Source organism: Mesorhizobium sp. CA12, assembly GCF_020165255.1.
Classification (GTDB): domain Bacteria; phylum Pseudomonadota; class Alphaproteobacteria; order Rhizobiales; family Rhizobiaceae; genus Mesorhizobium.
Window position 1 is genome coordinate 1 of the sequence record NZ_JAIUHT010000018.1, and the last position, 20,244, is coordinate 20,244.

Sequence of the window (20,244 nt, forward strand, 5' to 3'; positions counted from 1 at the left end):
ACGCCCGCGCCCGCGCCGAAACAAAAACCATCTCAATCAGTTAACAGGCAAATGTGTGGCAGGGCGTCGCATATGCGACGCGTCCGCCGTTATTTGTGCGCCAAGAGCGCCTTGACGAGCGGCGCGTCGATCTCGCCCGTCGGCTTCATCTTGTTGTCGGTCTGAAAGGCCATGATGGCGGTCTTGGTCTTGCCGCCCATCACGCCGTCGGCGCCGCCGGCATCATAGCCGTTCTTGTTGAGGATCAGCTGGATGTTCTTCACCGCCTTCTTCATATCGATGCCGGCGGTCGTCTGCGGAGTGCTGTCCTGCCAGGACTCCGGAACGTCGGCCGAGTTGGCGGCCGCGTTGAGCGGCTTGGCCTTCCACAATTCCGTGGCGGCGCGCGCCCGCTCGAGTTGTTCGGGCCTGAGCGCATTGGCGATCTCGTCGCGCTTGGCCGCAGCGTCCTTGTCGCCGGTCTTGGCGACGAGCGCGAACCACTTGTAGGATTCCTCCAGGTTCTGTTTCATGCCGACGCCCTTGGCGGCCAGGATGCCGAGGTTGAACTGGCTGTCTTTGACGCCGAGGTCGGCGGCTTCCTGGAACCAGTGCGTCGCCGATTCATTGTCGGTCACGCCGTCCGCCGCCATGGCGAACAGCACCGCCAGATTGTGCATGGCGCTGGCATTGCCCTGTTCGGCGGCGAGCTGATAGTAGGTCTTGGCCTTCTTGATGTCGCGCGCGACGCCGATGCCTTTTTCGTAGAAATTGCCGATGCGGTATTCGGCCGGCGCGAAGCCGAGCTCGGCCGACTGCTCGTACCATTTGGCGGCCGCCTTCATGTCTTCCTTCACGCCGCGCGATTCCGCATAGCGCGAGCCGATCTCGAACAGCGCCTTGGCGTCGCCGCCGGCGGCCGCGTCGTGCAGCGCCACCGGACCGATTTCGGAAGGGATATCGAATTTGGCCGCGGCTGCCTGGCTCCCGGCCGGCGGCACGGCGCCTGTCGTGTCGACGGACGTGGCCGTCGGTGTGCTGGCGGCGGCGCCCTCGGCTGCCGGACTGGCCGTCATGGGGTCCTTGGCCATCGGCTGCGTGTCGCCATCCGTATCCGCCGCGGAGACGGCTGCGGCGGCGGGTTCGGGCGGCGTTGCCGAAGCCATGGGAGCCGGCACCGGCGCGGCAGGCGCAGCAAGCGCCACTGGCGCGGGCGCCGGTTCGGCGGGCATGGCTGCGGCATTTTCGGGACTGGAAGACGTAGAAGCGGCGAGTGCCGCGTCCTTGACGGGCTCGGCCTGCCTGACGGGCCGGGCCGCGCCGCTTTCGTCCTGTGCTGTTTCCGTGTCGACCGTCTGCGGAGAGACGACCGGTGCGGGCTGGTTGTTGGCCGTCTCGACCGGATCTGACAAAAAGGCCTTGCCCAACTGCAGGCCGGCCAGCGCCATCATGATCGCGGCCGCCGCCATCAGGATCGGCTTGCGCCGCGCCTTGAGCAGGTCGCCTATCCTCAGCGCCTTCACCGGGCCGGTCAGGGTCGATTGCCGCTTCAGCGTGTCGGCTTCCGCGGCTGCGGCCTGGGCCGCGCGGCGGGCCGCGGCGATGAAATCGGACTTGGCGGCATCGCTCTCGTTGCGCTTGACCGGCTGGCCGCCGCGCTCGTCGCGCACGCGTTTCATGATAGCGTTGAGGTCCGGCGCGCCGGAACCGGGCTCCAACGGCCGGTTGGCGGCCTTGGGGTCGAGCGGCTCGTCGATGTCGACGTTTGGCACGTCGCCGGCCGGCGCAGCGCCGGCAAGCAGCTGCGTGTCTGCTTCCTTCTTGCCCTTGAAAGCGCGCGCCAGGCCGCTGAACATCGATCTCCTGCGGCCGGCCGTCTCGCTCTTGTCGCCGATCGCATCCGGCCCGAGGGCCGCCATGGCTGCTGCCGCCGCGGCCTCGGCAGGCGTGCGCGGCGCGTCTGGCTCATCGCGCATGATCGCAGCCGCACGGCCTTCGAGACCGGCCATGTCCCCCGTGAGCGGCAGCGGCTGGTCGATATCCATCGAAGGCGCGTCCTGCACCGCGATCTTGCCGCCGCGGCCGCCGCGCTTGCCGGTCGGCTGCGGATCCACCAGTTCGCTGACCGCTTCGCTGGTCTCATCCGATTCGAGCGAGCCGAGCCTGTCGACGATCTTGAGCAGCGTGTCGTGGATCGCCTCGAAGGTGCGCGAATTGCGCTCGTCGGAGCGACGGGTGAGCGCTTCGAGCGTCTTCAGGTCCTGGGCGAGGCCGGCCACGGCGGTCGCGTTGCTCTGGGCCGTGCTGGACGTCGACTCGGCAAGCGATCTGACGGCGCTTTCAGCCGCCTCGCGCGCCACGGTCAGGATGGAATCGCGCGTGCCCGCCAGCGACTTCTCGATCTCGTTGAGGCGCGGGCTGATGTCCTCGAATTCGGGCAGCGGCGTGCCGGGCTTGGAAAGATGCGCCGACAGGCCGGCGACCTGCGCCTCCAGGCTGCGGATCAGCGCCGGATCGATGCCCGCGACCTGCTGCGCGGACATTTCCAGCCGGCTGGAAATATCCTCGAGCCGGCTCTCCAGCCCGCGGATCGCCGCGTCGTTGGCAGGATCCGGCGTGCGTGTCTCGATACGCTTGGCCAAAGCGGTGAAGCGGGCGTCGATCGCTTCCATGATGCCGGCGCTCTCATCCTGGCGCATGCGCTGATCGAGCCTGTCCGCGACCTCGTCCAGCCGACGCTCGAGATCGCGAAACAGGATATTGCCCTGTTCCATCGCATCGCCCTGGCGGCGCTCGATTAACGTGGACAGCGCCTCGAAGCGCTGTTCCAGGCCTTGGAAGATATGATCGGCGTCGGGCATGGCCTGCGCGCGGTCCATCTTGTCGGTGATCAAGGCGATCTGCTTGCCGAGCCGCTCCATGGCCTGCTCGGGCAGGTCTGCCCTGCCGGCCAACTGATCCACACGGCTGGTAAGAAGGTTGAGGTGATCAATGACTTCCGCGCCGGGCCGCGACTGCGCAACCTCTTCGATCTGCGCCGCCAGCGAAGCCATGCGCTTCTCGATCCGGCCGAAGGTCTCGGGGTCGAAGGCATTGGCCTGCGCGGCCACCGTCGAGGCGACGATGGCGCGGGAAATCTCGTCCAGCCGCTCGTCGATCATGGCCAGCGTCTCGCCGCCGCGCATAGTCTGCTGGCTGGCGAAACGGTCGACCGCGCCGGCAAGCGTGCGCACCTTTTCCTCCAGAGAGCGCAGCGAAAGCGATTCCGGCAGATTGTTGACGGCGCTGCTGATCTGTTCGAGCCGGTCGGTCAGCACCGAAAGGCTCGGGCCTTCCGCGCGCTTGCGCTGATCGGCGTCGACGCGGTCTTCGAAGGCGCTCCAGCGGCGGTCGAAATCGTCCCAGCGGCGGTCGACCTTCTGCACGCTTTCCTCGCGTGCCAGCGTGTCCAGCGCGCCCTTCACCTGTTCCAGCTCCAGCCGCAGCAGGTTGACGCTGCGGTCGTCGCTCTTTTCGGCCAGTGTCTGGATGGCGCCCGAAAGCCGCTCGAATTCGAGGCCGAGCTCGGCGCTGCTCTTATCCGGCAGGCCGTTGGCGCCGCGCTGCATAGCGCGGTCGATGTCCTGGCGAAACGCCTCGAATTCGCGCTGCAGACCGGCGGTCATCTGGTGGCGCAATTCCTCGCGCAGCCCGCGCAATTCGACGGCGATCTTGCCGACCATGGCGACGCTGTCTTCCTGGCCGCGCACCCGGTCGATGTCACGCGCGATCGCCTGATAGCCCTGGTCGAAGGCGGGCGCGGCGGGCGCCGGATTTTGCGGCGCGCGCGGTTGCGGCCGCTGATACTGTGAGCCAGGATTCTGCGCCGCCGGGTTCTGCTGCGGCCGGTCCAGGGGTCTTTGCGCGGCATAGGTGTCTTCGTACCAGCGCGGCTGGCCGTAAGGCTGCGTGCTTGGATAACGCGGCTCGACGGGCGGCCGCCGCAGGTCGGGGCGATCGGGCATGTCGGCGCGCGTGCGGTCCAGCCGCTGCTCCAGGGTTTCGAGCGAGCGGTTCAGTTCTTCGAGCGAGGCGTGCGGCCGGCGTTGCCTGCCGGCATTGAGTGTATCGAGATAGGACCGCTTGCTGTTCATCGATGCGCCCGTGTTCAGAATGGCCGGCCGGAGGCCGGTCTCCCATTAGCCTGTCGGAAACGAAGCGAGCCGAGCGGTTTTGCTGCGGAGGAAGACGGGCTTCCCGGGTTTTCACCCACGCTTCGAAAACCGTGAAAAATTCTCTACAGGATAAACACGGGTGACCGACATGCGCACATTTCGCCCAACGTGGTAAACAAGGCGTTAACCAAGCTTAAGAAGCCGCGCACAATCGTGAGCCGCCTGACTGGTGCGGCATAAAGCTCCGTTTTGACAACGCCCTTGCGTCACCTTGCGGCTGTCGATATAGGATTGACGTAAACGTAAAAGGTGCGAACCGTGCCTCTTGCGATTGTTTTGTTGCAACCACGATTGGAAGCACGCCCCCGCTTCCACTCAGGCGACGCTTGGTCCGCGACCGCGACGCCGCCAGGGGAAAGCCAGTGACCATGAAACTTGTTTCGCCCGGCGAAGCCGCGGCCAATACCAATGAGATCCCGGTCGAAGCCGGCGAGGAATTCGTCCGCATCGGCGAGATGGCCAAGAAATACGGTGTGACGCTGCGCACGCTGCGTTTCTATGAAGACAAGGGCCTGCTCAATCCGCATCGCGACGGCTCGACCCGTCTCTATACGCGCCGCGACAAGGCTCGCCTGAAGCTGATCCTGCTCGGCCGCAAGGTCGGGTTCTCGCTGCGCGACGTCAAGCAGATGATGGATCTCTACGATCCGACCGGCACCAACACCAGGCAGTTGCGGCTGGCCCTCGACAAGTCGGAGAAGCAACTCGCCCGCCTGCAGAAGCAGCGTGCGCTGATCGACGACGCCATCGGCGAGTTGAGCAACTCGATGTCCGTCGTGCGCCAGATGCTCGTCGAGCGCACCGCGGCGCCGCAGGCAAGCGCCGCCGGCTGAACGCACGCGTTCAACGGCGACAATCCAAAAACTGAAAGCCGCGTGGCCATAGCCGCGCGGCTTTTTTGTCGCCAGGATGCCTGACCACTCACAAAATTTTTGACTGCGACGAAGTTGACGTTTACGCAAACGTCAATATTTGCTATCGCAGCATCGACATTTGCCCGGCCTCCTGTCCAGGATGTGGACAGGCGACTTGCTGGTCGGGCCGGGACCGTAAGGGCGGAGGAAGGCATGACGATCTACAGGGCGCCGATCCAGGACACGCTGTTCGTGCTCAATGATGTGCTTGGCTATCAGCGCTATTCCAATCTTCCGGGCTTCTCGGATGCGACGCCCGACGTGCTCGAGGCGATCCTCGCCGAGGGTGCCAAGCTGGCCGAAAACGTCATGCATCCGCTGAACCGCGTCGGCGACATGGAAGGCTGCGTGCGCCATGACGACGGCTCGGTAACGACGCCGAAGGGCTTCAAGGACGCCTACGACCAGTATCGCGAAGGCGGCTGGATGGGGCTTGCGGCACCCGTCGAGTTCGGCGGCCAAGGCCTGCCCTACACGGTGCACCAGGCTGTTTCCGAATATATGGTTTCCGCCAACATGGCGCTGATGATGTATCCCGGCCTGACGCAAGGCGCGATCGCGGCGATCGTCACCCACGGCACGGAGGAGCAGAAGGCGACATGGCTGCCCAGGCTGATCGAGGGCACCTGGACCGGTACCATGAACCTGACCGAGCCGCATTGCGGCACCGACCTTGGCCTGCTGCGCACCAAGGCCGTTCCCAACGGCGACGGCAGCTACAGAATCTCCGGCCAGAAGATCTTCATCTCCGCCGGCGAGCACGACATGGCAGACAACATCGTCCACCTGGTGCTTGCCCGCGCCGAAGGCGCGCCGGAAGGCGTCAAGGGCATCTCGCTGTTCATCGTGCCGAAGTTCAAGCTCGATGCCTCGGGCAATCCCGGTGAGAGGAACACCGTCTCCTGCGGCTCGATCGAGGAGAAGATGGGCATCCATGGCAACTCGACCTGCGTCATGAATTATGACGAGGCGGAGGGCACGCTGCTCGGCGAATTGAACGGCGGCTTGAAGGCCATGTTCACGATGATGAACGAGGCCCGACTCGGCGTCGGCCTGCAGGGGCTTTCGGTCTCCGAGATCGCCTACCAGAACGCCGTCTCCTACGCCAAGGACCGCCTGCAGGGCCGCTCGCTGTCGGGCGTCAAGGCGCCGGACAAGAAGGCCGACCCGATCATCGTCCATCCCGACATCCGCCGCTCGCTGATGACCATGAAGGCCTTCAACGAGGCCGGCCGCGCGCTAGCGCTGTGGACGGCGATCAAGTCCGACGTCGCGCATCGCTCCGGTGACGACAAGGACCGCCAGGCGGCCGACGACTACACCGGCCTGATGACCCCGGTGGTCAAGGGCGTGCTCACCGACAAGGGTTTCGACCACGCGGTTATGGCGCAGCAGGTGTTCGGCGGCCACGGCTACATCGAAGAACACGGCATGAGCCAGTTCGTGCGCGACGCCCGCATCGCCATGATCTATGAAGGCGCCAACGGCATCCAGGCGCTCGACCTCGTCGGCCGAAAGCTGGCGCAGAATGGCGGTCGCGCCGTGCAGGCCTTCTTCAAGGAAGTCGGCGAGTTCTGCGAGGAAAACCGCACTGATGAGAAGATGGCGCCCTTCACCAAGGCGCTGAAGAAGGGCCTCAACGACCTGCAGGCGGCCACCATGTGGCTGGTGCAGAACGCCATGGCCAAGCCCGACAATGCCGGTGCGGCCTCGAGCGACTACATGCATCTCTTCGGCCTTGTGGCGCTGGGCTACATGTGGGCGCAGATGGCGAAATCCGCTGAGGCGAAGCTCGCGGACGGCGCCAACGGCGCTGGCGCGTTCTACGACGCCAAGCTCACGACCGCGCGCTTCTTCATGGAGCGCGTCATGCCGGAAACGGCGGCGCGTCTCGCCCGCATATCGAGTGGCGCGGACACGCTAATGGCGCTGCCGGCGGAAGCGTTCTAGGTTTGGCGGGCCGGCACCGCCGGCCCACAAGTGTCGGAACGCGGAGGAAATCGTGGCGACAAATCCAGCCGAAATTCTTGGTCTTCCAAAGCCCGCCTGGGCGGCGGACGAGGTCGGCATGCTCTACGATATGGCATCGCGCTTCATGGCCGAGGAGATCGCGCCGCGTTACGACGAGTTCGAGAAGAACGAGATGTTCGACCGCGAGAGCTGGCTGAAGGCGGGAGCGGCCGGCCTGCTCTGCGCTTCCATGCCGGAGCAATACGGCGGCTCGGGCGGCACCTTCGCGCATGAGAGCGCCATCATCGAGGCGATCGGCCATGTCGGCGTCGACGGCTTCGGCATCGGCCTGCACAATTCGATCGTAGCACCCTACATCCTGCATTACGGTTCCGAAGAGCAGAAGCAGAAATGGTTGCCCAAGCTCGCAACCGGCGAGCTGATCGGCGCCATCGCCATGACCGAGCCCGGCGCCGGTTCCGACCTGCAGGGCGTCAAGACCCGCGCCGAGAAGGACGGCAACCATTACAAGATCAGCGGCTCGAAGACCTTCATCACCAATGGCCAGCTCGCCAACCTGATCATCGTCGTCACCAAGACAGATCCGGACAAGGGCGCCAAGGGCACGTCGCTGATCGTCGTCGAGACCGATGAGGTGGAGGGCTTCGAGCGCGGCCGCAACCTCGATAAGATCGGGCTGAAGTCGAACGACACGTCCGAGCTGTTCTTCAATGACGTGCGCGTGCCGACCTCCAATCTGCTCGGCCACGAGGAAGGCAAGGGCTTCGTCCAGCTGATGCAGCAATTGCCGCAGGAGCGGCTGCAGATCGGCACCGGGGCGATCGCCATGATCGAGCGGGCGCTGGCGCTGACCATCGACTACGTCAAGGAACGCAAAGCCTTCGGCAAGGCCGTCATCGATTTCCAGAACACCCAGTTCAAACTGGCCGAGTTGAAGACCGAGGCCACGATCGGCCGCGTCTTCTACAATGATTGCGTCGCCCGCCATATCGACGGCGGCCTGGATCCGGTCACCGCCTCGATGGCCAAATACTGGCTCAGCGACCTGCAAGGCAAAGTCGTCGACGAATGCCTTCAACTGCATGGCGGCTATGGCTACATGAATGAATATCCGATCGCCCGCATGTACCGCGACGCCCGCGTCCAGCGCATCTATGGCGGCACCAACGAAATCATGAAATTGCTGATCGGGCGCTCTCTGTGAGCGCGGCGGCCGGCAAAGCCAAGGAGCACGAAAATGACTGAGGCTTACGTCTATGACGCCGTGCGCACGCCGCGTGGCAAGGGCAAGAAGGATGGCTCGCTGCACGAGGTGCCGGCGGTGCGGCTCGCCGCAAGGACGCTTGAGGCGCTGCGCGACCGCAATGGGCTCGACACCGGCAATGTCGACGACATCATCTTCGGTTGCGTCGATCCGGTCGGCGAGGCGGGCTCCGTCATTCCGCGCGCCGCCGCCTTCGAGGCCGGCTACGACACCAAGGCACCCGGCATGCAGATCTCGCGCTTCTGCGCCTCGGGTCTCGACGCCATCAATTTCGGCGCCGCCAAGATCGCGCAAGGGGCGGATGAGATCGTCATTGCCGGCGGCGTCGAATCCATGTCGCGCGTCGGCATGGGCATGTCGGGCGGCGCCTGGTTCATGGACCCCTCCGTTGGCCTGCCCGGCTGGTTCGTGCCGCAGGGCATCTCGGCCGACCTGATCGCCACCAAATACGGGTTTTCCCGCGATGACGTCGATGCCTACGCCGTCGAGAGCCAGAAGCGCGCCGCCAAGGCCTGGGGCGAGGGCCGTTTCAAGAATTCGGTGATCCCGATCAAGGACCAGAATGGTCTCACCATCCTCGATCATGACGAGCACATGCGGCCCACGACCGACATGCAGTCGCTGGCCTCGCTCAATCCATCCTTCGTCATGCCCGGCGAAATGGGCGGCTTCGACGCGGTCGCCGTGCAGAAACATCCGGAAGTCGAGGAAGTGAACCACGTCCACCATGCAGGCAATTCCTCGGGCATCGTCGATGGCGCCGCCGCCGTGCTGCTCGGCTCCAAGAAGGCCGGCAAGGCGATGGGGCTGAAGCCGCGCGCCCGCATCCGCGCCTTCGCCAATATCGGCTCGGAACCGGTGCTGATGCTGACCGGTCCGGTCGACGTCACCGAGAAGCTCCTGAAGCGCGCCAAGATGAAGCAGTCGGACATCGACCTGTTCGAGCTCAACGAGGCCTTCGCCTCAGTCGTGCTGCGCTACATGCAGGCCTTCGACATCCCGCACGACCAGATCAACGTCAATGGCGGCGCGATCGCGATGGGCCATCCGCTCGGCGCCACCGGCGCCATGATCCTGGGCACGGTGCTGGACGAGTTGGAGCGCCGCGACCTCAACACCGCGCTGGTCACGCTCTGCATCGGCGCCGGCATGGGCACCGCCACCATCATCGAACGCGTCTGACGGGGAGAGAAGAGATGAGCTACACCAATTTCACCCTCGACGCCGACGCCGACGGCATTGCACTGATCACCTGGGACATGCCGGACCGCTCGATGAACGTCTTTACCGAGGAGGTGATGCGCGAGTTGAACGCCATAGTCGATCATGTGGCCGGCGATGCCGCCATCAAGGGCGCGGTCATCACCTCCGGCAAGGACTCTTTCTCCGGCGGCGCCGATATCACCATGCTGCAGAAGATGCTGGCGACCTTTGCCGTCGACAAGGAGAAGGACCTCGACAAGGCGACCAAGGCGCTGTTCGATAATGCCGGCTATATGACCGGCCTGTTCCGCAAGATCGAAACTTCCGGCAAGCCTTGGGTGTCGGCGATCAACGGCACCTGCGTGGGCGGCGCCTTCGAGATGTCGCTCGCCTGCCACGGCCGCGTCGCCGCCGACAGCGACAAGGTGAAGATGGCGCTTCCCGAAGTGAAGATTGGTATCTTCCCCGGCGCCGGCGGCACCCAGCGCGTGCCGCGGCTGACCGACCAGCAGCAGGCGCTGCAGATGCTGACCACCGGGCAGAACTTGACGCCGCAAAAGGCGAAGGCGATGGGCCTGATCCACGAGATCGCCGAGCCTTCGAAACTGGTCGAGACCGCCAAGGCGATGATCCGGAACGGCCTGAAGCCGGTCGCGCCCTGGGACGAGAAGGGTTTCAAGCTGCCGGGCGGCCCGATCTATTCGGCGGCCGGCGCCAATCTCTGGCCGCCGGCGATCGCCATCCTGCGTCGCGAAACCTACGGCAATTATCCTGCCGCGGCCGCGATCCTGAAATGCGTCTATGAAGGCCTGCTGGTGCCCTTCGACACGGCGCTCAGGATCGAGCAGCGCTATTTCACCGAAATCATGCAGTCGAAGGAAGCGGCGGCGATGATCCGCTCGCTGTTCGTCTCGCTGCAGGAATTGAACAAGGGCGCGCGCCGGCCGGCCAACGTACCGGAGACCAAGTTCAAGAAGATCGGGGTCCTCGGCGCCGGCTTCATGGGTGCCGGCATCGCCTATGTCACCGCACGAGCCGGCATTCCCGTGGTGCTGCTCGACCGCGATCTGCCGTCGGCCGAGAAGGGCAAGGCGCATTCCGACAGCCTGATGGCCGATCAGGTCAAGAAGGGCCGCGCCAAACCCGAGGACAAGGACAAGCTTCTGTCGTTGATCACCCCGACGGCGGACTATGCCGACCTTGCCGGCTGCGATCTGGTCGTCGAGGCGGTCTTCGAGGATTCGAGCGTCAAGAAGGAAGCCACGGAGAAGGCCGAAGCGGTGCTGAAATCGTCGGCAATCTTCGCTTCCAACACGTCCACCATACCGATCACCGCCCTGGCGAAGAATTCGGCGCGGCCGAAGAACTTCATCGGCATCCACTTCTTCTCGCCGGTCGACAAGATGATGCTGGTCGAGATCATCCTCGGCAAGAAGACGGGCGACAAGGCCTTGGCCGTCGCCTTCGACTTCGTGCGCGCCATCAAGAAGACGCCGATCGTCGTCAACGACACGCGCGGCTTCTACGTCAACCGCTGCGTGCTGCGCTACATGTCGGAAGCTTATAAGATGCTGATCGAAGGTGTGCCTGCACCGATGATCGAGAACGCCGCCAAGGCTGCCGGCATGCCGGTCGGCCCGCTGGCGCTGACCGACGAGACGGCCGTCGACCTTGCTCAGAAGATCATGAAGCAGACCATCAGGGATCTGGGCGAGAAGGCCGTCGATCCCGGGCAGATGGCGCTGATCAACACCATGGTCGACACGCATGGCCGCTTCGGCCGCAAGAACGGCAAGGGTTTCTACGATTATCCGGCGAAGCCGGCGAAGAAGAAGCTGTGGCCGGGCCTGAAGGATCTCTATCCGCAGCTGAAGCCCGAAAAGATCAATTATGAGGAGCTGAAGCAGCGCCTCTTGGTGACCATCGCGCTGGAAGCGGCGCGGGTGATGGAAGAAGGCATTGTCACCGATCCGCGCGAGGCGGACGTCGGCTCGATCCTCGCTTTCGGCTTCGCTCCCTTTACCGGCGGCGCGCTATCCTACATCGACGGCATCGGCGCCAAGCGTTTCGTCAAGATCGCCAAGGGGCTGCAGAAGAAGTATGGCGCCGAGTTCAAGGCGCCGAAGCTTCTGCTCGACATGGCCGAGAAGGGCGAGACCTTCTACCAGCGCTTCGACCCCTATCAGAAAGGCGAGGTCCGAGAGGCGGCCTGATCAACCCAAGATGTATGTCTGGGGGCGAATGGCCCGCACCATGGCCACGGCGTCCAGCCGTGGCCCTTATAGGGTCGGCGACAAAAGCCGGCTCGATTAGTGTGCCGAACCAGGCCCATCTGTGCCTGCGTATCACTTTCCATCCCGGCCCACCGCGACCGGTGGACAATGGTGTGGTCGCGCGCTAGACAGGCTTGAGGCATTTTTTCCTGTTTGAAGGAGAGCGCGCGTGCTCTCACACGATCGCGTATGGGCCGCCATTGACGCTCTCGCCGAGCGCTATTCGCTATCGGCTTCCGGTCTTGCCCGGCGCGCGGGCCTCGATTCGACGGCCTTCAACAAGTCGAAGCGCCTGTCGTCCGATGGCCGGCCGCGCTGGCCCTCGACCGAATCGCTGGCCAAGATCATCGAGGCCACCGGCGCGTCGCTCGAGGAATTCACCGGACTGGTCGAAGGGCGCGGCGGCGTCTCCATAGCCCAACAGCGCAGCGCCGTCCCGCTGCTTGGCTTCGCCCAGGCCGGCGCGGGCGGCTTCTTCGACGATGCCGGCTATCCCGCAGGGCAGGGCTGGGATCTGGTCGAGCTTCCGGCGCGGGCGACCGAGACGTCCTACGCGCTGCAGGTGCAGGGCGATTCCATGCTGCCGCTCTACCGCAATGGCGATGTGCTGATCGTCGAACCGGGCGCGCCGACGCGCAAGGGCGACCGTGTCGTCGTCAAGACCACCGCCGGCGAGGTAATGGCCAAGGTGCTCGACCGGCAAACGGTGAAATCGATCGTGCTGGTTTCGCTCAACCCCGCCCATCCGGACCGTGACATTCCGACGCGCGATATCGAATGGATGGCGCGCATCGTCTGGGCGAGCCAGTAGGGCCCCGGACCGGTGCGGCTTCTTCAAACAGCCCTGACGATTCTGGCAATTCCCGTGATGGCGGCGCTCGTCGTAATCGGCGGACGGACGGTCAAGGGCCACGAAAGCGGCATCACGGTCGATCAGATCGATCCCATCGCCGATGCGCTTCCCACCGGCGGCGATACCCTTTCCGGTTCCGATACGGAGCGAGAGCCCGCGACCTCGGCCATTCCGGCGCCGGCCGCTCCGCAGCCGCCGAAGCCCGCCGCTCGTTCGAGGGCCATCGATCCCGACGTCGTGGCGCCGCCGGACCTGTCTGACCAGGAACTCGAACGGGTGGAACCGCGCGCACCGCTCAGTGATCTGGCGCTGGCCGGGCCGCCCAAGCCGCCCAAAACGAAGATGCCGGGCGACTGGAACGGCACAAAATTGTTCCAGCCGGTCGCCACCGCCGCCGGGCTTATCGAGTCGAAGGGCTACGCGGTCGCCGTGTCCGGCGTGGATGTCGTCAAGGCCGACGAAACCTGTAGCGACGCGGGCAAGAGCTGGGCCTGCGGCACGCGCGCCAGAACAGCCTTCCGCGCCTTCCTGCGTGGCCGTGCGGTCGCCTGCACGGTGCCGCCGGACGGGGGCCGCGACATCATTACCGCCGAATGCCATATCGGCAACCAGGACATCGGCCAGTGGTTGGTCGAGAATGGCTGGGCGCGCGCGGCGCAAGGCGGTCCCTATGTCGAGGCCGGGGGCAAGGCCCGCGCCGCAAGGAAAGGTATTTTCGGCCCGGCGCCGAAGCTTGACGGCCTACCGGCGCTGCCGGCCGCGTCAGGGCCGGCGCCGGTCGCGCCGGATTCGATCCTGCCGGCTGATGGGGGCGCGGTTACGCCGCCAGTTGACCAGCCAGCGCCCGCTCAATGAGCGCGCGCGTCTCGGCGATGCCGTAAAGCGCCGCGAAGGAACCGAAGCGCGGCCCGCGTTCCTGGCCGATCAGCACCTGGTAGATCATCTGGAAGAAGGCGACCGACACGCCGGGTCCGCCTTCCGGGCTCTGCTTGGAATGATCCTGGTAGCGCTCGATCTTACGCGCGACATTGAGCGCGGCGTTCTGGATCGCCTCGCCATCGGCGCCCTGCGGCAGCGCGCCGAGCGCGTCGGAGAGCTTGGCCAGCGCCTCGCGCTCCACCTCGTCGGCGGCGCGGTAGACCTTGGTCGGCTTCACGAAGTCGTCGAAATAGCGGATCGCGTAGCCGGTCAGGCGGTCGAGCTCCGGATGCGTCTTCGGCGTCACGCCCGGCGCATGCCGCGAGATGAAGCCCCACAGCACCGCCTTGTCATGCGCATTGGAGGCGCTGACCAGGTTGAGCAGCAGCGCGAAGGGCACCGGCAGGTCGATGGCCGGCGGGCTGCCGTCATGCATGTGCCAGACCGGATTGCCGAGCCGCTCCTTCCAGTCCTGGCGCGGATAGGCGCCAAGGAAAGCGTAATACTCGTCCACCGCCTTCGGGATGACGTCGAAATAGAGCTTCTTCGCCTGCCGCGGCCGCTGATACATATAGAGGCCGAGGCTCTCCGTCGGCGCGTAGGTCAGCCATTCGTCGATGGTCAGGCCGTTGCCCTTCGACTTCGAGATCTTCTGGCCTTCCTCGTCGAGGAACAGCTCGTAGACGAAATGCTCCGGCGCGCGTCCGCCGAGGATGTTGCAGATGCGGTCGTAGATCGCCGCGTTGGTCTGGTGGTCCTTGCCGAACATCTCGAAATCGACGCCGAGCGCTGCCCAGCGCATGCCGAAATCCGGCTTCCACTGCAGCTTCACACGGCCGCCGGTGACAGGCACCGTCGTCTCGGTGCCTTCGTCGTCGAAGGTGATGGTGCCGGCCTTGGCGTCGACATTTATCATCGGCACGTAGAGCACGCGGCCGCTCTTCGGCGAGATCGGCAGGAACGGGCTGTAGGTCGCCTGGCGCTCCGGCCCGAGCGTCGGCAGCATCACGCCCATGATCTCGTCATAGCGTTCGGCGGCGCGCCGCAGCACCTCGTCGAAACGGCCGGCCTTGTAGTACTGCGTTGCGCTGGCGAATTCGTAGTCGAAGCCGAACGTGTCGAGGAAGCGGCACAGCATCGCATTATTGTGGTCGGCGAAGCTCGCATAGTCGCCGCCGAACGGATTGGGCACCGAGGTAAGCGGCATATGCAGATAGGGCTCAAGCGCGGCGCGGTCCGGCACGCTCTCCGGGATCTTGCGCATGCCGTCCATGTCGTCGGAGAAGCACAGAAGCTTGGTCTTGACCTTATCTTGCGTCAGCACCCGGAAGGCATGCCGCACCATGGTCGTGCGCGCCACCTCGCCGAAGGTGCCGATATGCGGCAGGCCGGACGGGCCATAGCCGGTCTCGAACAGGACGGTCTCGGGAAAGTCCTTGCCCTTGTAGCGGGCGATGACTTTCTTGGCTTCCTCGAACGGCCAGGCCTTGCTCTCGGCCGCCGCGGCAAGCATCTCGGGAGTGAGATCGATGATGTTTGATCCCGTCATGTCAAAGTTCCAGTCATGGCCGTCTTCGCGGCGGATAAGGATTTGTCGACCGGTCTCTAGGCGTGACAGGCTGGAGCGTCAACGATTTGCGGCGCTTTTCCTTGCGACGCCGCGATAGCGCTCCTACGTTCGGGGCCTATCATCCAGTGCATGTCATCCAAAAGTGTGTCACGGTTTTGGAAAGATGACATGCGCGCCTTCAGGAGTTTTGAATGCCCTCATTGACGCCGCACGAAGCCCTGATCCACCTGATGGTCATCACATCGGCCTCCGATCGCGACATGACCGATGTCGAGCTGGAGCGTATCGGCGACGTCGTCCGCTCCTGGCCGGTGTTCGTCGACTTCAACCAGGACAGGCTGGTTGCAGTGGCACAGGCGTGTCAGAAGGCGCTGCATGAGAAGGACGGGCTGGAAGGCGTGCTGGCGCGCGTCGCCGAGGCGCTGCCGGAGCGGCTGCGCGACACCGCTTATGCGGCTGCTTTCGAGGTTGCCGCCGTCGATCTCGAAATGCGCATGGAGGAAGTGCGCGTCCTCCAGCTCATCCGCCTCAAGCTCGACCTCGATACGCTGACCGTCGCCGCGATCGCCCGCGCGGCCAAGGCGCGCTTGCGCTCGCTGACATGAAGCAATCCAGGAAAAGTCTGAGCGGTTAGGCTCGGCGACTTCGCCGCAGCCTTCTGTTCGGAATTTCTGGATAACCGGTTAGAAAAAACTCACCGGGAAATAGCGCAGGTAAAACTCGGCGAAGGTGCCCTTGATCGAGATTTCCTGCAGCGCGTAGTCGAAGGCGGCGGCAAGCGCTGTGTCGTTCTTGCGGGTGGCGATCGCCATGCCCGAGCCCAGATATTCCGGCGCCAGATACGGACCGCCGGCGAAGCGGCAGCAGCCGGCGGCGTCCGAGCCGCCCAGCCAGAAAGCAAAGCGCATGCCATCGCCGAAGGCGGCGTCGACCTTGCCGGCCTTGAGGTCGGCATAGAGGTCTTCCGGTGTATCGAAGGTCACCACCTGCACGGTGTTAAAGTAGTCCCGCAGCATTTTCTCATGCGCCGAGCCGGCGACGACGCCGACCCGCTTGCTGCGCAGCTTGTCGAGGATCGGCTCGCCGAAGGCCTTCGCCTTGGGCATGATGAAGCGCGCCGGGAATTGCATGTAGGAGCGCGAGAAGGCGTATTTCTCGCGGCTGTCCGGCGTCGCGGCGATGCCGGCGATGATCGCCTCGCCTTCGCCTTTCTGCAGAGCATCGTCCAATTCGTTCCACGGCAAAGCCTGGACCTGGCATTTTTCGGCGACGCCCAGTTCCGCGCAGATCGCCCGCGCCAGATCGATGTGGAAACCCGACAGGCGGCCGGCGCCGTCGAGGAAGTTGAACGGCGGAAAATCGGTGGTGGTGAGGAATCTGAGCCGCGGCAGCGCGGAAAGATCGGGCTTCGGCAGCCGTTCCTTGGCGTCCCACAGCACCGGCACCTGCGGCTCCGCCGCCTGAGTCGGTCCGGCAAGGGGCAGCGCGCCGGTCAGTGCCGATATCAGGGCCAGAAATATCCACCGCAATTTCACGACAAGGCTCCGCCCAGACAGCTTTCTTGGCTTTTCGTATGAAAAGGGGGGCAGGCACAACGGTTTTTGATTTCAAGCCGCCAAATTCAGCGTATGCTTTAGCACGTGTGCAAGTGACCTTGCGTGCCGGAAGGGGGAAGCTGCCGGTTTTGCTGAGGAGATTGCGACGCGGGGGTTGATGACGAAGGGGGGTTCGGGCATCTACCGTCGGTAATGAAAAAGCAGAAGCAACATGGGGTAGATGTTGCGATGGGCCTGTTCGACAGAACGCTGGAATACATAGACCAGTTGCAGCATGCTGGCACCGCGGCCGCGGTCTGCGAGAGGCTGCTCGGCATCACCTCGAGCTTCGGCCTGACCGCACTGATGGCGGGAACCGTGCCGCAGCCGGGCACGCCGCGCGGCCGGCAGAAACAGCATGTGATGCTTTGCGATTGGCCCGGCGAATGGCTGGAGCGCTATGTGGCGCGCAACTATGTCGACCACGACCCGGTCGTCAGCCACATGAAGCAGCTTCAGGCGCCGTTCCAATGGCGGGACGCTTCCAAGAACGCCCTGATCGACAAGAACAGCGACGAAGTCATGGGCGACGCGCGCGAGTTCAAGCTGCGCGACGGCCTGGCGTTTCCGCTGGTCACGCTCGACGGCCAGATCGTGATGGTCTCGCTGGGCGGCGAATCCGTTGAACTGTCGGATGCGGAATTCGGAATGGTCTCGCTCGCGTCGACCTATGCGATCGGCCGCGCCATGCAACTGCACACCAAGGCCGACAGCGTCATCGATCACATAGAATTGACGGCGCGTGAGCGGGAGTGCCTGCAATGGGCCGCCGTCGGCAAGTCCGAATGGGAGATCTCGCAAATCCTCGGCATCTCGGAACACACTTCCGAGAAACACCTTCTTAACGCCAAGAGCAAACTCGGGGCAGCCAACCGGGTACAGGCGGTCGCGGAGGCGATTAGGCGCGGTTATATTAGCTAGGTCGGCCGTGCCGACCTGGAAATTCTTGCCTGCGCCTTCGCGCAATATTTTAAGGGACATCACGGCCGTATCTTCCTCTTAAGCCCAGGAGACGGCTAATGCTCTTTGCCCTTACCACTCAGGAACTGATGGAACGCCCCGACCTTTGGGAGGCGGTCCATCGCTTGCGCTACAAGATCTTCGTCGAGGAGATGGGTTGGACCGATCTCGACCGTCCGGACCAGCTCGAGATCGACCAGTTCGATCATGACGAGGCCGAACACCACCTCGTCATCCGCAACGGCGAACTGGCTGGTTACCAGCGCATGCTGCCGACCACACGGCCGCATCTTCTGACGGATGTTCTGTCGGATCTCTGCGAAGGACCGTCCCCTTCGGGGCCGAATGTGTGGGAACTGACCCGCTACGCGGTGGCTCCGGGTTTTCGCGACGGCAAACGCGGCGTCTCGACGGTCGGCACCGAGCTGATCGCCGGCTTCGTCGAATGGGGCCTGAAGCGCAACGTCAACCAGGTCATCATCGAGTTCGAGCCGATGTGGGTGCTGCGCGCCCTGCAACTGCACTTCCTGGCGACGCCGCTCGGTTACCAGCGCACCTATGGCAACCAGCAGGTCGTGGCGACGCTGCTCACCTTCACCGAGCATACGCTCGATGTCGTGCGGGCCCGCCGCAACCACCATCTGCCGGTGCTGAACCGGGGCTATCCCGGTCTGCTCGGCCTCAAGCAGGCTTCGTGATGGAGGCGGTCATGAGTTTCCATCCCGAACCGGAACTGCGCGGCCATACGCTGGTCGTCACCGTGTCCTCGCATGACGGCCGGCCGGTGCTCGACAGGCACGCCTATGCGAGCCTTGCGAGGACCTTGCGCGATGCGGCGGTCAACGACGAGGTCCGCGTCGTCATGCTGCGCGGCCTTGCCGGGTGCTTCTGCCTTGGCGGCGACTTCTCGGAGTTCCTCGACGCCACCAAGCACCGAGAGCTGATCGCCGCCGTCACCGACATGTTCCGCATGTTGGCGACCTTCCCCAAGCCGGTCCTTGCCTGCGTCGACGGCGATGCCGTCGGCGTCGGCTGCACCATCCTGTTCCATTGCGACATGGTGATCGCTTCCAGGGGCAGCACCTTCAGGGTGCCGTTCGTCGATTTTGGCCTGGTGCCGGACGCGGCGACCAGCATTCTGGCGCCCCAGAAGCTCGGCTATGCCGGCGCCTTCCGTTTCTTCTGCTTGGGCGATACGCTGGGCGTCGAAGACGCCAAGGCGCTTGGCCTGGTCGGCGAGATCGTGACGCAAGGCAGCGCCGAGGAAGCAACGCTGGCGAGGGCGAAACAGCTGGCCAAGAAGCCTGTTGCGGCATTGCTGCAGACGCGCAGCCTCCTCAAGGGAGATACGGACGTGTTGTGCGACCGCATCGACCACGAGATCACGCTGTTCCAGCAGGCGCTTCAGGATGACACCACGCTGAAGCGGCTGCAGCGGATTGCTCGCCTGGCCGCCTGAGCGCCCGGCATGAAACCTCAGCGCCGCGCGAGCCGAAAGGCGCGCGGCGCTGTAACTCGTCCGGAACCGCGTTACCCCGCGGGTAGGGCAGGCCAGCGGTTCCAGACGAAGAACAACAACTAGTCTTTAAGGAATTCCGGCCCCTCGCCGATGATCTTCTTGTCGGGCTTGCCGACGGCGTCGAGGTCCCTTCCGTCATAGGGCAGGGAAAGCAGGATACGCTGGATCACCGCAAGCCGGGCGCGTCGCTTGTCATTGGCCCGCACGACGACCCAGGGCGAGAACTCCTTATGTGTGCGCTCGATCATCTGGTCGCGCGCCCTGGTGTAGTCGTCCCACTTGCCGACGCCGGCGATGTCGATCGGCGAGAACTTCCAGTTCTTCAGCGGCGACCAGCGGCGGTCATGGAACCGTTCGAGCTGCGTTTCGCGGCCGATATTCAGCCAGAATTTGAAGAAATGGATGCCTTCGTTGCAGATCATCCGCTCGAAATGCGGCGTCTCGTCCAGGAATTTCTCGTGCTGCTCCGGCGTGCAGAACCCCATGACCGGCTCGACGCCGGCGCGGTTGTACCAGGAGCGGTCAAAAGTGACGAACTCGCCCGAGGCCGGGAAATGGTCGACATAGCGCTGGTAATACCATTGCCCCGCCTCGGTCGGCGTCGGCTTGGGCAGCGCGACGTTGCGGGCCGTGCGCGGGTTCATATATTGCCGCAGCACGAAGATCGTACCGCCCTTGCCGGCCGCGTCCCTGCCCTCGAAAAGCGCCATCACCCGCTTGCCGGTGGCCTGTAGCCAGGCCTGCGCCTTGACCAGTTCGATCTGCAGCTCCTCGAGCTTCTTTTCGTAGTCCTCGCTTTTCATCTTCTTGTCGTAAGGATAGCCGCCGGCGGTAAGCTTGTTGTCCTCGATCCAGTCAGGCAGCACCGGATTGTCGATGTCGAACTCGCGCTCCTTGCCGCCGATCTTGATCTTGATCGGTGCCGTGGCCGGCACCGCTTCAGCCGTTTCCTTGGCTTTTTTCATCCGGACGAACCTTTCCAGTTTGCGGACTCATGCTATGGAGCCTGTG

The 20,244-nt window shown here is 64.4% G+C and carries 15 protein-coding genes; 11 read left to right on the top strand and 4 right to left on the bottom strand.

Going from position 1 to position 20,244, the window contains the following annotated elements:
• Positions 1–89 precede the first annotated feature (89 nt).
• The gene (locus LB520_RS24275) at positions 90–4,112 is read right to left on the bottom strand and encodes a peptidoglycan-binding protein (protein WP_224639653.1); all 4,023 of its coding nucleotides are present in this window, start codon (positions 4,110–4,112) and stop codon (positions 90–92) included.
• A 449-nt stretch (positions 4,113–4,561) separates the two neighbouring features.
• On the opposite strand from LB520_RS24275, the gene LB520_RS24280 reads away from it, so the two are divergent.
• From LB520_RS24280 to LB520_RS24310, 7 genes are all read left to right on the top strand, one after another.
• Positions 4,562–5,026, top strand: a complete 465-nt coding sequence (locus LB520_RS24280; protein ID WP_095766190.1) for a MerR family transcriptional regulator — start codon at positions 4,562–4,564, stop codon at positions 5,024–5,026.
• 234 nt (positions 5,027–5,260) lie between these two features.
• The gene (locus tag LB520_RS24285; protein WP_224639654.1) at positions 5,261–7,057 is read left to right on the top strand and encodes an acyl-CoA dehydrogenase; all 1,797 of its coding nucleotides are present in this window, start codon (positions 5,261–5,263) and stop codon (positions 7,055–7,057) included.
• Positions 7,058–7,109: 52 nt separating this feature from the next.
• Complete coding sequence (locus LB520_RS24290; RefSeq protein WP_095765911.1) at positions 7,110–8,282, top strand: acyl-CoA dehydrogenase family protein; 1,173 nt, start codon at positions 7,110–7,112, stop codon at positions 8,280–8,282.
• 33 nt (positions 8,283–8,315) lie between these two features.
• Positions 8,316–9,524 (top strand): acetyl-CoA C-acetyltransferase, encoded by a 1,209-nt coding sequence (locus tag LB520_RS24295; protein WP_224627308.1) that lies wholly within the window; start codon positions 8,316–8,318, stop codon positions 9,522–9,524.
• Between the two features lie 14 nt (positions 9,525–9,538).
• The gene (locus LB520_RS24300) at positions 9,539–11,758 is read left to right on the top strand and encodes a 3-hydroxyacyl-CoA dehydrogenase NAD-binding domain-containing protein (RefSeq protein ID WP_224639655.1); all 2,220 of its coding nucleotides are present in this window, start codon (positions 9,539–9,541) and stop codon (positions 11,756–11,758) included.
• 229 nt (positions 11,759–11,987) lie between these two features.
• Positions 11,988–12,629 carry a helix-turn-helix transcriptional regulator gene (locus LB520_RS24305; protein WP_224639656.1) on the top strand — a complete coding sequence of 214 codons (642 nt, stop codon included), beginning with the start codon at positions 11,988–11,990 and terminating at the stop codon, positions 12,627–12,629.
• Positions 12,630–12,641: 12 nt separating this feature from the next.
• Positions 12,642–13,526 (top strand): thermonuclease family protein, encoded by an 885-nt coding sequence (locus LB520_RS24310; RefSeq protein ID WP_411969937.1) that lies wholly within the window; start codon positions 12,642–12,644, stop codon positions 13,524–13,526.
• Here the strand turns inward: LB520_RS24310 and LB520_RS24315 are convergent.
• Positions 13,489–15,138 (bottom strand): lysine--tRNA ligase, encoded by a 1,650-nt coding sequence (locus LB520_RS24315; RefSeq protein ID WP_224639658.1) that lies wholly within the window; start codon positions 15,136–15,138, stop codon positions 13,489–13,491. The genes LB520_RS24310 and LB520_RS24315 overlap by 38 nt on opposite strands.
• A gap of 212 nt (positions 15,139–15,350) precedes the next feature.
• Here LB520_RS24315 and LB520_RS24320 point away from each other — a divergent pair, with 212 nt between their 5' ends.
• A complete protein-coding gene (locus tag LB520_RS24320; protein WP_095765904.1) occupies positions 15,351–15,764 on the top strand; it encodes a tellurite resistance TerB family protein in 414 nt (137 codons plus the stop codon).
• Between the two features lie 78 nt (positions 15,765–15,842).
• Here the strand turns inward: LB520_RS24320 and LB520_RS24325 are convergent, their stop codons facing one another.
• Entirely contained in the window at positions 15,843–16,694 is an 852-nt protein-coding gene (locus tag LB520_RS24325; RefSeq protein ID WP_411966455.1) for a transporter substrate-binding domain-containing protein, read from the bottom strand.
• A gap of 249 nt (positions 16,695–16,943) precedes the next feature.
• Here LB520_RS24325 and LB520_RS24330 point away from each other — a divergent pair, with 249 nt between their 5' ends.
• The 3 genes from LB520_RS24330 (at position 16,944) to LB520_RS24340 (ending at position 19,173) form a co-directional block, all read left to right on the top strand.
• Positions 16,944–17,675 (top strand): LuxR family transcriptional regulator, encoded by a 732-nt coding sequence (locus LB520_RS24330; protein ID WP_095765903.1) that lies wholly within the window; start codon positions 16,944–16,946, stop codon positions 17,673–17,675.
• Positions 17,676–17,773: 98 nt separating this feature from the next.
• A complete protein-coding gene (locus tag LB520_RS24335; protein WP_095765902.1) occupies positions 17,774–18,412 on the top strand; it encodes an acyl-homoserine-lactone synthase in 639 nt (212 codons plus the stop codon).
• Positions 18,413–18,423: 11 nt separating this feature from the next.
• Entirely contained in the window at positions 18,424–19,173 is a 750-nt protein-coding gene (locus LB520_RS24340) for an enoyl-CoA hydratase-related protein (protein WP_140845695.1), read from the top strand.
• 119 nt (positions 19,174–19,292) lie between these two features.
• On the opposite strand, the gene ppk2 is transcribed toward LB520_RS24340, so the two are convergent.
• On the bottom strand, positions 19,293–20,198 hold the full coding sequence (gene ppk2, locus LB520_RS24345; RefSeq protein WP_224639659.1) for a polyphosphate kinase 2: 906 nt from the start codon (positions 20,196–20,198) through the stop codon (positions 19,293–19,295).
• Positions 20,199–20,244 lie beyond the last annotated feature (46 nt).

What these genes read in the sequence shown, in the direction of transcription:
- LB520_RS24315 (WP_224639658.1), bottom strand. Translation starts at nt 15,138, where the DNA reads ATGACGGGATCAAACATCATCGATCTCACTCCCGAGATGCTTGCCGCG.
- ppk2 (WP_224639659.1), bottom strand. Translation starts at nt 20,198, where the DNA reads ATGAAAAAAGCCAAGGAAACGGCTGAAGCGGTGCCGGCCACGGCACCG.
- LB520_RS24285 (WP_224639654.1), top strand. Translation starts at nt 5,261, where the DNA reads ATGACGATCTACAGGGCGCCGATCCAGGACACGCTGTTCGTGCTCAAT.
- LB520_RS24280 (WP_095766190.1), top strand. Translation starts at nt 4,562, where the DNA reads ATGAAACTTGTTTCGCCCGGCGAAGCCGCGGCCAATACCAATGAGATC.
- LB520_RS24275 (WP_224639653.1), bottom strand. Translation starts at nt 4,112, where the DNA reads ATGAACAGCAAGCGGTCCTATCTCGATACACTCAATGCCGGCAGGCAA.
- LB520_RS24320 (WP_095765904.1), top strand. Translation starts at nt 15,351, where the DNA reads ATGCCCTCATTGACGCCGCACGAAGCCCTGATCCACCTGATGGTCATC.
- LB520_RS24330 (WP_095765903.1), top strand. Translation starts at nt 16,944, where the DNA reads ATGGGCCTGTTCGACAGAACGCTGGAATACATAGACCAGTTGCAGCAT.
- LB520_RS24300 (WP_224639655.1), top strand. Translation starts at nt 9,539, where the DNA reads ATGAGCTACACCAATTTCACCCTCGACGCCGACGCCGACGGCATTGCA.
- LB520_RS24340 (WP_140845695.1), top strand. Translation starts at nt 18,424, where the DNA reads ATGAGTTTCCATCCCGAACCGGAACTGCGCGGCCATACGCTGGTCGTC.
- LB520_RS24335 (WP_095765902.1), top strand. Translation starts at nt 17,774, where the DNA reads ATGCTCTTTGCCCTTACCACTCAGGAACTGATGGAACGCCCCGACCTT.
- LB520_RS24295 (WP_224627308.1), top strand. Translation starts at nt 8,316, where the DNA reads ATGACTGAGGCTTACGTCTATGACGCCGTGCGCACGCCGCGTGGCAAG.